This is a genomic window from Aureimonas flava (genome assembly GCF_003583935.1).
GTDB lineage: Bacteria > Pseudomonadota > Alphaproteobacteria > Rhizobiales > Rhizobiaceae > Aureimonas > Aureimonas flava.
The window spans coordinates 71,604-77,756 of record NZ_QYRN01000012.1 but is presented as its reverse complement, the minus strand read 5'-3'; the positions used below and the strand labels follow the sequence as shown (position 1 = coordinate 77,756).

Below are 6,153 nucleotides of genomic sequence, written 5' to 3'. Positions count from 1 at the left end.
GCGCAGTAGTCCAGGATCCGGTCCACATACTCCAGCGACACCTTCAGATGCGGATTGCTCCCCGAACGACGCGCGTCGTTGCTCGGTAGGTCGTCGCGACCCATCACTTTGACGGGGAAACCTAGTCTCGAAATCGGTGTCGTCATGATCCGTCCGTTACCGCTGTCACCGGGGCACGACGTTCGGACCCGCGTCCGGGTTCCGCGGCGGCCGGACCCGCGCCGATGTAGCGCGGCGGACACAGGCGCGGGTCGGCGTGACATTCGGGCAATTTCATGACTTGTGCGGTCATCTTTTCCCTGGGATGCAGGACGAGACCCTTCCGATCCCGAAAGTCCGCCATGCGTCCGCGCTCCCGCCTGCTCCTCTCCGCCGCCTCGCTCGCCTTCTCCGCCGCTCTTCCGGCGAACGCCCAGACCGTGGAACTCGACACGGTGGTCGTGGAAGGGGCAGCCGGGGACGCGGGCGATGCCATCTCGGGCTCGCAGTCCGCCGGCACAGCGCCGGTCGAGGGCTACGTGGCGCGCGCGACCACGACCGGCTCGAAGACCTCGACCCCGCTCTCCGAGCTGCCGCAATCGGTTTCGGTGGTCGGGCGCGAGGAGTTCGAGGACCGCGGCGCGCAGAAGGTGGACGAGGCGCTGCGCTACACGGCGGGCGTCTTCACCCAGCCTTTCGGCTACGATTCCGACACGGACTGGTTCTACATCCGCGGCTTCGACGCGACGCAGACCGGCGTCTATCTCGACGGGCTCAACCTCTTCCAGGACAGCTTCGCCGGCTTCTCGCTCGATCCCTTCCTGCTCGAGCGGGTGGAGGTCCTGCGCGGCCCCGCCTCGGTGCTCTACGGGGGCTCCAACCCCGGCGGCATCGTCAACCAGATCTCCAAGCGCCCGACCGGCGAGCGGCTGCGCTACGTCGAGGGATCGCTGACCGATGATCCCAACGGGGCCTTCGCCTTCGACATGGGCGACAAGCTCGGCGCCGAGGACGGGCCGTGGAGCATTCGCGTGCTCGGCAAGATCAAGGGCGGCGAGACGCAGACCGACTATGCCGACAACTTCCGCGGCATGATCGCGCCGATGGTCGCCTGGCAGCCGGACGACAAGACGCGCCTCGATCTCTACGGCTTCTTCCAGTACGACAACCTGCGCCACACCAACGGCTTCTTTCCCTACGAGGGGACGGTGGTGGACGCGCCGTTCGGACGGATCCCGCGCGACCTGTTCTACGGCGAGCCCGACGTGGACAAGTTCGTCGGCCGTCAGACGCTGCTCGGCTACGAGTTCGAGACGGAGGCGCGGGATGGCGTGACGCTGCGCTCCAAGACGCGTTACGCGCGCACGGAGCGTGAAGAATACGGGCCCTACACCTTCGGCTTCTTCGACCCGGCGACGCAGACCGGGTTCCTGAGCGCGCCGGTGGACGCCAACTCGATCCTCGGCCGCCTGAACTTCGCCCACGACACGCATGCCGACCAGGTCACCACCGACAATTCGGCGACGTTCGCCTTCGCGACGGGGGCTGTCGACCACACCCTGCTCGCCGGCGTCGACTACAAGCACTACCGGATCGATCAGGTGCAGGCCGCGGGCAGCGCCTCGCCGCTCGATCCCATCAACCCGCGCTACGGAACGCCGCTGCCGCCGCTCTTCGCGCCCTATGTGGACGAGGCGGTCACGCTCGACCAGCTCGGCTTCTATGCGCAGGAGCAGGCCAAGTTCGGCGGCTTCGTCGCCACGCTGAACGGGCGCTACGACCGGGTCTGGATCGACCGCGACGACCGCCTGGCGGCCGACGCCGACTACGACGGCAGCGATGGCGCGCTGTCGGGCCGGGCAGGCCTCGCCTACGAGTTCGACAACGGCCTCACGCCCTACGTCTCGGTCGCGACCTTCTTCAACCCACAGATCGGCACGACCGGAGACGGGCGCCCGGTGGAGAACCAGACCGGCGAGCAGTACGAGGCGGGCCTGAAATACAGCCCGACCTTCTTCGACGGAACCTTCACGGCCTCGGTGTTCGACCTGACGCGTCGCAACGTCCTGCAGACCGACCCGCTGACCTTCCTGCCGGTGCCGATCGGCGAGGCGCGCTCGCGCGGCGTCGAGCTGGAGGCCAAGGCCAACCTCACCGAGAACTGGAAGCTCACCGCCGCCTTCACGGCGCTCGACCTCGAGATCACCGACGACGTCGACACGTCGCTGATCGGCAACCAGCCCTTCCTGATCCCGGACGTGACCGCTTCGGCCTGGGCGGACTACACGGTGACGACGGGCGCGCTGGAGGGTCTGTCGGCGGGGCTCGGCCTGCGTTACGTCGGCGAATCCTACGCCGACAACGAGAACACGCTGACGGTGCCGGACGCCACGCTGGTGGACGCCGCGATCCGCTACGAGCGCGACGACCGCGGCCTGTCGCTCAACGTCAACAACCTGTTCGACAAGCGTTACGTGTCGGGCTGCTTCGGCGCGCTGACCTGCTCCTACGGCCAGGGGCGCGAGTTCGTGGTGAAGGCGCACATGAACTGGTAGGGGCCGCCTGCCGCGTTCGAACCGATCGAGGCCCGGATACCGCAAGGTGTCCGGGCTTTTCGCATGGGGGGTGGGTTCAGTCGCCCGGATGGATCTGCGCACGCGTCTCGGGATCGGGCAGCGGCGTCGCCGCCCGCCGGTTCTCGCGCCACCAGATGTAGAGCCCGCTCGCGACGAGGACGGCCGTGCCGGCCACCGTGGCGGGGTGCAGCGGGTCGCCGAACAGGAGCACGCTGACGCCCGCCGCGGTCAGGACCTGGGTGTAGAGGAAGGGCGACAGGAGCGAGGCCGGCGCGTGGCGGAAGGCGGACACGAGGAGGAAGTGCCCGACCGTGCCGAACAGGCCGATCGCCAGGAGCAGCAGCGCGGTGGGCATGTCGGGGGTCTGCCAGACGGGAACGACGAGCACCGACATCACCACCGCGCCGGCCGCCGTGGTGTTGAACTGCGTCGAGGCGCTGTCCTCGCGCCCGGCCAGGCGGCGCGTCAGGATGAGGTAGGACGCGTTGAGGACGGAGGCGGCCAGCGCCAGGAACAGGGCGGGGTGGAAGCTGCCGACGCCGGGCCGCAGGATCAGGAGCATGCCGCAGAAGCCGGCCAGGACCGCCGCGATCCGGTGGAGGCCGATGCGCTCGCCGAGCACCGCGACGGACAGGATCGTCACCACGATGGGCGTGAAGAACAGGACCGCCGTGGCGTCGGCCAGCGGCACGCGCGACAGCGCCTGGTACATCAGGAAGGTACAGGCGAGGAGGAGCAGGCCGCGCGTCAGCTGCAGCCCCGGCCGCGGCGTGTGGAGGAAGCGGGTGCCGGTGGTGGCGCCGAGCCAGGCCGTCATCACCACCGTCTGCACCACGTAGCGCCCCCAGATCACCTGCATCACCGGCAGGAGCGTGGACAGGTGCTTGCCGAGCGAATCCATGCCGGCGAACAGCGCGCCCGCCACGATGGTGAGGAGGATGTTGCGCAGGAGGGGATTGGCTTGCGTCAAGCGGATCGGGTTCCTTCGCGCGAGGGGCGCGGCGCGCGAGGCGGGCGCCGGGGCGGGGCGAGAGGACCCGCGCGTCGCACCGGCAGATTTAACGTGACATGGCCCATCGGGAAAGGCGCCCGCCGGCCTGTCCCAAGCGGGCGGGCCGTCAGCCCCCCGTCGCCCGGCGGATCACGGCGAGGAACAGGTCGCCATAGGCGTCGAGCTTGGCCTCGCCGACGCCGGGAACCGCGAGGAAGCTCTCCCGGTCGTGCGGGCAGCGTTCGGCCATGGCGCGCAGCGTGGCATCCGAGAAGACCACGTAGGCGGGCACCGACTTCTCGCGGGCGATCCGCGCCCGCTCGCCGCGCAGCGCCCCGAAGATCGCGGCCGCCTCCTCGTCCAGGCCTTCCGTCGCGTGGCCGGTGCGCGCCAGGCGTGTCGCCTTGCGGCGCCGGTCGCGGCGCAGCACCACGCGCCGCTCGCCCCGGAACACGGGGCGGGCGTCCTCGGTGAGCACCAGCGCGCCGTAGGCCGCGTGGTCCACGGCGATCAGCCCCTGCGCCACGAGCTGGCGGGCGATCGACTGCCACATGCGCGGCTCGACGCCCCGGCCCGCCCCGAACACCGGAATGGCGTCGTGGCCGGCCTTCCTCACCTTCTCCGTGTCGCGGCCGGTGAGGACCTCGATCACGTGGCCGAGCCCGTAGCGCTCGCCCGTCCGGTAGACCGCGGCCATCAGCTTGATCGCGTCCTCGCTGCCGTCGAAGGTCTCGACCGGCACGAGGCAGGTGTCGCAGTTGCCGCAGGCGCCCGGGTGACTCTCGCCGAAATGCGACAGGATCGCCTGCCGCCGGCAGCCGGCCGTCTCGCAGATCCCGAGCAGCGCGTCGAGCTTGGCCCGCTCGACGCGCTTGATGGCCTCTTCCGCGCCGCCCTCGTCGATCATGCGCCGGCGCTGGACGACGTCCTGCATGCCGTAGGCCATCCAGGCCTCGGAGGGCTGTCCGTCGCGGCCGGCGCGGCCGGTCTCCTGGTAGTAGGCCTCCACCGAGGAGGGCAGATCGAGATGGGCGACGAAGCGCACGTCGGGCTTGTCGATGCCCATGCCGAAGGCGACGGTGGCCACGAGGCAGACGCCCTCCTCCTTGAGGAAGGCGTCCTGGTTGGCGTCCTTGGCGCGCGCGTCCATGCCGGCATGGTAGGGAAGGGCGCGGATGCCCTGCCCGTTCAGCCACTCGGCGGTCTCCTCGACCTTGCGGCGCGACAGGCAGTAGACGATGCCGCTCGCGCCGCGATGGTCCTCCAGGAAGGCGAGAAGCTGGCGGCGCGGCTCGTCGCGCTCCACGATGGCGTAGCGGATGTTCGGCCGGTCGAAGGAGGTGGAGAAGACCGGTGCATGGTCCAGGCGCAGCCGCTCCACGATGTCGCGCCGCGTGGCCGGGTCGGCGGTGGCGGTGAGCGCGACGCGCGGCACCTCCGGGTAGTCGTCGGCGAGCGCCTCCAGCGCCCGGTATTCGGGCCGGAAGTCGTGGCCCCAGGCGCTGACGCAATGCGCCTCGTCGATCGCGAAGAGCGCGATCCGGGTGCGCGAGAGCGCCTGGCGGAAGCCGGGCGTGACGATGCGCTCGGGCGTCACGTAGAGAAGATCGAGCCGGCCGGCCATCAGCTCGCGCCGCACCTCGACGCGCGCCTCGTCCGACAGGGAGGAGTTGAGGGCGGCCGCCCGCACGCCCGCCTCCGTGAGAGCCTGCACTTGGTCGCGCATCAGGGCGATCAGCGGCGAGACCACGATCGCCGTGCCCGGCCGGCACAGCGCCGGGATCTGGTAGCACAGCGACTTGCCGGCGCCCGTGGGGAACAGCACCACCGCGTCGCCGCCCGCGACGACGTGTTCGATCACCTCGCCCTGGCGGCCGCGGAAGTCAGCGTGGCCGAAGACGCGCGACAGCGCCTCGCGCGGCGAGGGCTGCGTATCCTGGAACAGGGCGCGCGTCGGCGCGGCGGCGGTGGGAGCGTCCATGGGGGCGACCGGGCCTTCAGAGCGTCTTCAGGCCGGCCTTGAAGCGGCGGGCGTTGTCGACGTAGCGCTCGGCCGACCCGCGCAGCTCCGCGATCGCCGCCGCATCCAGCGCGCGCACCACCTTGGCGGGCGCGCCGACGATCAGCGAGCCGTCGGGAAACACCTTGCCCTCGGTGACCAGGGCTCCGGCACCGACCAGGCACCCGGCGCCGATGCGCGCCCCGTTCAGGATCGTCGCGCCCATGCCGATCAGCGTGCCGTCGCCCACCGTGCAGCCGTGGACGATCGCGCGGTGGCCGATCGTGCAGTCTTCGCCGATCCGGAGGGGGAAGCTCGGATCGGCGTGCAGAACGGCCCCGTCCTGCACGTTGGTGCGCGCGCCCACACGGATCGGCGCGACGTCGCCCCGGATCACCGCGCCGAACCAGACCCCGACGTCGGCGCCCAGAGCGACGTCGCCGACCACCTGGGCGCCGGGCGCGATGAACACCGAATCGGGGTCGGCAAGGGTCGGGGCGACGTCGTCGAGGGCGTGCAGGGGCATGGGATCCGGCGTCTCGTGGGAACGGTCGCAAGATAGGCCGCCCGGTGCCGGGGCGCGAGCCCTCCGGGGCAAGTTTCGACAC

At 70.8% G+C, this 6,153-nt stretch carries 4 protein-coding genes; 1 reads left to right on the top strand and 3 read right to left on the bottom strand.

All coding sequences use genetic code 11. The features are described from left to right. The first annotated feature begins 341 nt into the window (after nucleotides 1–341). A complete protein-coding gene (locus D3218_RS18140) occupies nucleotides 342–2,534 on the top strand; it encodes a TonB-dependent siderophore receptor (RefSeq protein WP_119541494.1) in 2,193 nt (730 codons plus the stop codon). A 76-nt stretch (nucleotides 2,535–2,610) separates the two neighbouring features. On the opposite strand, the gene D3218_RS18135 is transcribed toward D3218_RS18140, so the two are convergent. From D3218_RS18135 to D3218_RS18125, 3 genes are all read right to left on the bottom strand, one after another. Then, nucleotides 2,611–3,525, bottom strand: a complete 915-nt coding sequence (locus tag D3218_RS18135) for a DMT family transporter (protein WP_119541493.1) — start codon at nucleotides 3,523–3,525, stop codon at nucleotides 2,611–2,613. 148 nt (nucleotides 3,526–3,673) lie between these two features. Further along, complete coding sequence (gene recQ / locus D3218_RS18130) at nucleotides 3,674–5,527, bottom strand: DNA helicase RecQ (RefSeq protein ID WP_119541492.1); 1,854 nt, start codon at nucleotides 5,525–5,527, stop codon at nucleotides 3,674–3,676. A 16-nt stretch (nucleotides 5,528–5,543) separates the two neighbouring features. Further along, nucleotides 5,544–6,071 (bottom strand): gamma carbonic anhydrase family protein, encoded by a 528-nt coding sequence (locus D3218_RS18125; RefSeq protein ID WP_119541491.1) that lies wholly within the window; start codon nucleotides 6,069–6,071, stop codon nucleotides 5,544–5,546. Nucleotides 6,072–6,153: the final 82 nt, after the last annotated feature.